Raw genomic sequence first — 2145 nt, forward strand, 5'->3', positions numbered from 1 at the left:
CCCCACCAGCAGAGATTTAACCCGCCCCTCCCCCCGAGGCATTGTCCTGCGTCGAATCGCGGAGAGGCAGGTAGATGCTCTCCGCGGTCAGCGTCTGCTGGTAGAGCGCCATGCCCGACACCCCGGCGAGGACCACGCACCGCACACCGGGCAGCTCCGCCTCCAGCATCTCCCGCAGCTTCGCCCACTCGGCCGCGTTCGGCGTGCCAGCCAGCCCGACCACCAGCGTGTCGCCCTCCTGCACCACCAGGCCGAAGCTCGGCATCATCTGCTGCTGCTCGGTCACTGCCGCCTCCTCTTGTTCCAGCCGCCCGGCTGACGGTCTGCCTTGTCCACCCGGTCGCACGGCTCACACAGCCCACGCCCGTGCACCGGATCGTTCGGGTTCAGTCCCCGGGCCACCAGCTGCTTGCGGTCCAGTGGCCAGTGGTCAGCCACCACGCTCGGCCGCACACCACACAGGACGCAGACCGGATCCCGAGCCAGGACCCCGGGTCGGAAGACGTCGCGGTGCTCGCGGCCATAGCCACGCTCGGTCGGACTACCGCGACGCTGGTCCGACGCTCGGCCCGTCCGCGCCCGGCACCCGGGGCACTTACCGCCCTGTGGCCCGGGGACACCACGGCAGCCCGTCGTGGTGCACCGCCGGGGTGCCCGGGTCGGCACCGTTCAGTCAGGGAGCCACTCGGGCCGGCAGCCGGGCCGGACCGAAGCGGGCGATGTGCTGCCGGGCTTCGTCTTCGTGGATCACCCCGATGTGCGGCGTGATGGCCAACCCGTCGATGCCCCAGCCGTTCTCGGGATCGGCCTGGAGCGCGGCGGCGGCCCGCGCCACCCGCTCGTCCTCGTCGAACTGGGCCCGCAGCCAGGTGTTGAACTCGTTGAGGTTCATGCTCTTCCTCCGCCGCCGTTGGGCAGACTCCTGGCGCTGCGCACATGGTGATATGCCGCCGCGATCTTGTCAAACATCCGTTCGAGTCACCCCGCCTCGTGCCCCTTCCGATGTCCTCTCCTCGGCCGCCAGCAGCTGCTCGGCCAGGTACCCGTACACCCCGGACCGGTGCACCGGCGGGTCGACGTGCGGGAAGCCGTCCGGCACCGCCAGGCAGCGCGGGCAGTCCTGCGGCCCGGCGCCGGCGACGTGACCAGCCCTTCGGGACCGCCGCACCCAATCGTTGATCGACTTCCGGTCGACACGCAGCTGCGCCACGGCGTAGGCGGTCGTCCACCACTGGACGCCGTCGACCACCACCACGCCGCTCACGCCGCACCGGTCCGCCGGTCGGACCAGCCGCCGTGCCCGGCGACGGTGCTGCGGACGGTGGGCCGGGGCCGGCCCTGCTCGTCGAGGCGGCGGGCGATCGCCACGGCGGTGGCCAGCCCGCCCGGGCCCTCCATCTCGCCCCGACCCCAGACGTGGGGCAGGCCGGCCCTACGGTCGCGCTTGAGACAGCCACAACCGGCACCGACGCACAGGCAGGTGCGGCGGACGCAGCGAACCGACCAGCGCCGTTTGTCGCGGCCGTCGTGGTGCAGCTGCAGGGACCGGTGGCGGCAGGCCGGGCAGCGGTGCTCGATCGGCCGGACCAGCTCGGCCACCACGCCGGCCGCCGACCGGGCGACCTCGTCTGCCAAAGCGATGCGCTGGGCGATCTTGGCCACCAGGTACGCGTCGCGGTTGTCGTGCAGCTCGTCGAGCACGCCGGCCCGCCACGCGTCGCCGGCGGCGTCGACCACCCAGGGCCGGCCGGGGGCGCCGACGGTCAGCCAGTCCAGCACGTCCACGGGCCGGCCGCCACCGACGTACGACGAGTCGCGGTACGCGGCGACGGTCCGGGCCAGCCGGGTCAGGATCCGGTGCACGACGGCCTGGGCGTCGATCACGTCCAGGCGCGCGGCCGCCGGCGACGGTGCCAACGCGCCCATGCCGTGACGCAGGTTCCACTCCCGGTACGTGCGGGCGGCGTGGCCGCGCGCTTCGAGGATCTCGGCCTGCTCCTCGTCGACGGGCCGGCCGGGGCGTCGCTCGCGGCCGGGGACGGTCATCAGCCACAGCCAGGCGCACGACTCGCGGAGCCGTTCGACGGCATCGCGGACGTCGACCACCCGTGGGGACGGCTGGCTGGCGGGCGGGGTGGTCATCGG

The 2145-nt window shown here is 73.5% G+C and carries 3 protein-coding genes and 1 pseudogene; all 4 read right to left on the reverse strand.

Annotated elements, in window-relative coordinates; genetic code table 11:
* Positions 1-16: 16 nt before the first annotated feature.
* Positions 17-286: a hypothetical protein gene (locus tag C1I95_RS33520; RefSeq protein ID WP_111220085.1), complete on the reverse strand. Its 270-nt coding sequence runs from the start codon at positions 284-286 to the stop codon at positions 17-19.
* Between the two features lie 387 nt (positions 287-673).
* On the reverse strand, positions 674-892 hold the full coding sequence (locus tag C1I95_RS33530; protein WP_111220089.1) for a DUF6221 family protein: 219 nt from the start codon (positions 890-892) through the stop codon (positions 674-676).
* 69 nt (positions 893-961) lie between these two features.
* Positions 962-1264, reverse strand: coding sequence for a hypothetical protein (locus C1I95_RS33535; protein ID WP_111220091.1), 303 nt, complete (start codon positions 1262-1264; stop codon positions 962-964).
* Positions 1261-2145, reverse strand: a pseudogene (locus C1I95_RS35580) (hypothetical protein); the annotation flags it as partial. The gene C1I95_RS33535 and the pseudogene C1I95_RS35580, both read right to left, overlap by 4 nt.

The organism is Micromonospora craterilacus, from assembly GCF_003236315.1.
Classification (GTDB): domain Bacteria; phylum Actinomycetota; class Actinomycetes; order Mycobacteriales; family Micromonosporaceae; genus Micromonospora; species Micromonospora craterilacus.

Bases quoted from the DNA above. Each gene is read 5' to 3' on its own strand.
- C1I95_RS33530 (WP_111220089.1), bottom strand. From the start codon at position 892: ATGAACCTCAACGAGTTCAACACCTGGCTGCGGGCCCAGTTCGACGAG.